The following is a 2,003-nucleotide window of genomic DNA, read 5'->3' as shown; positions in this document are numbered from 1 at the left end:
ATGTTAAGAATCCTTACTTGCCAAAATAAGAAATTAATAAAAATCAACAAATTCAATCCAAAAAGGACAAAATATGAATTAAATTTAACAATTATGCTAAATTTATAATTATTCATCAAAAAAATATCATCTTTTAGAAATAGAAATATTTACACACATTCTTTTAATTTTTTTCAATTTAAAAAAACGTTAAAACTTACTATTCAACGCGTTAGAAATACGATTGATATAGATAAGATTTAACGTTTTTTGAAAATTATTAATTTCGCTAAAGGTTAGTTAGATTATTTACTTTTTAAAAAATGATTCAATAAAAAAGCGGTAGAACTATCGTGACTCTGAATCTCTTTTGTGGTAATCTCCGCTAAAATAGAATTTGCCAATTGCTTACCGAGTTCAACACCCCATTGATCAAAACTAAATATGTTCCAAACAACACCTTGAACAAAAATCTTGTGTTCATATAAAGCTATCAATGAACCCAAAGTATGCGGAGTTAATTTTTGAATCAAAATTGTATTTGTAGGTTTGTTACCTGAGAAAATTTTATACGGCAATAGGAATGCTGATTTCTCAGCTGGTATTCCTTGAAGATCAAATTCTTTTTGAACTTGTGTTGCTGATTTACCATGCATCAGCGCTTCTGTCTGTGCAAAGAAATTGGACATTAACTTATCATGATGATTGGTATCTCCATATAAAGGAGTAACAAATCCTATGAAATCAGCTGGAATTAATTTTGTCCCTTGATGTATCAACTGAAAAAAAGCATGTTGTGCATTAGTCCCTGGTTCACCCCAAATAATTGTACCTGTTTGATAATTAACCGGCTTTCCATCTCGACCAACACTTTTACCATTACTTTCCATGGTACCCTGCTGTAAGTAAGGTGCAAATTTTTGCAAGTACTGGGTGTAAGGAATTAAAGCTTCACTTTCAGCACCAAAGAAATTATTATACCAAACGCTCAACATCGCCAAAATAACAGGCATGTTTTTATCAAAATCAGCTGTCTTAAAATGCTCGTCCATTTCATTAGCGCCTTTCAACAAACTGTTAAAATTATCATACCCTATTGATAAGCTGATAGTAAGACCTACCGCACTCCATAAAGAGAAACGACCGCCAACCCAATCCCACATTGGAAAAACGTTGCTGACATCTATTCCAAAAGCAGTTACTTTCTCAAGGTTAGTTGAAACGGCAACAAAATGCTTGGCAATATCTTCTTGTTTTGCTGATTTTAGAAACCAAACTTTAATAGTTTCTGAATTCGTTAAAGTTTCCTGCGTGGTAAATGTTTTTGAAACAATCACAAAAAGCGTTGTCTCAGGATTTAATTTTTTTAGGATCTCTTGAACATGATCACCATCCACGTTTGAAACAAAATGAACGTTAAGATGATTTTTATAAAACTGAAGCGCCTCGACTACCATTGCTGGTCCCAAATCTGATCCTCCAATTCCTATATTTACGATATCTGTAAAAGGTTTTCCTGTAAAACCAGTTCGTATACCCGAAACAACTTCGTTTGTAAATCCTTTTATTTTATTTTTTACTTCATATACTTCAGGCATTACATTTACGCCATCTACATTGACCACTGCAGATTCAACAGCACGCAAAGCAGTATGAAGCACGGCTCTACTCTCGGTTTTATTAATCAGTGTACCACCAAAATAATCAGCAATAGCAGCTTTAAGTCCAACTTCATTTGCTAATTCAACTAACAACTGAACTGTTTCCTCATCAATAATATTTTTTGAGTAATCTATTAAAAAATCATTCCATTGAATGTTAAGTTTTGTAGTTCTTGTTGGATCTGACTCGAAAAAATCTTGAATTGTTGCCTTTTGCATAGTTTGAAAGTGCAATTCCAGTTTTTTCCAAGCATTAGAATTTGTTGGATTAATTGTATCTAAAGCCATTTAAAATGTATTTTTTTAGTTGTAATGAAATTTGGGTAAAAATACTCAAATTAGTTTAATGATTAAAAATCCGAT

At 32.0% G+C, this 2,003-nt stretch carries 1 protein-coding gene; it reads right to left on the bottom strand.

All coding sequences use genetic code 11. The annotated features are described in order from the left end of the window. Positions 1–284 precede the first annotated feature (284 nt). Positions 285–1,928 carry a glucose-6-phosphate isomerase gene (gene pgi, locus FPG59_RS15645; RefSeq protein WP_086455473.1) on the bottom strand — a complete coding sequence of 548 codons (1,644 nt, stop codon included), beginning with the start codon at positions 1,926–1,928 and terminating at the stop codon, positions 285–287. Positions 1,929–2,003 lie beyond the last annotated feature (75 nt).

This window comes from Flavobacterium sp. FPG59, assembly GCF_002150205.1.
GTDB lineage: Bacteria > Bacteroidota > Bacteroidia > Flavobacteriales > Flavobacteriaceae > Flavobacterium.
This window is presented reverse-complemented; position numbering and strand designations above follow the sequence as displayed.

What these genes read in the sequence shown, in the direction of transcription:
- pgi (WP_086455473.1), bottom strand. Translation starts at nt 1,928, where the DNA reads ATGGCTTTAGATACAATTAATCCAACAAATTCTAATGCTTGGAAAAAA.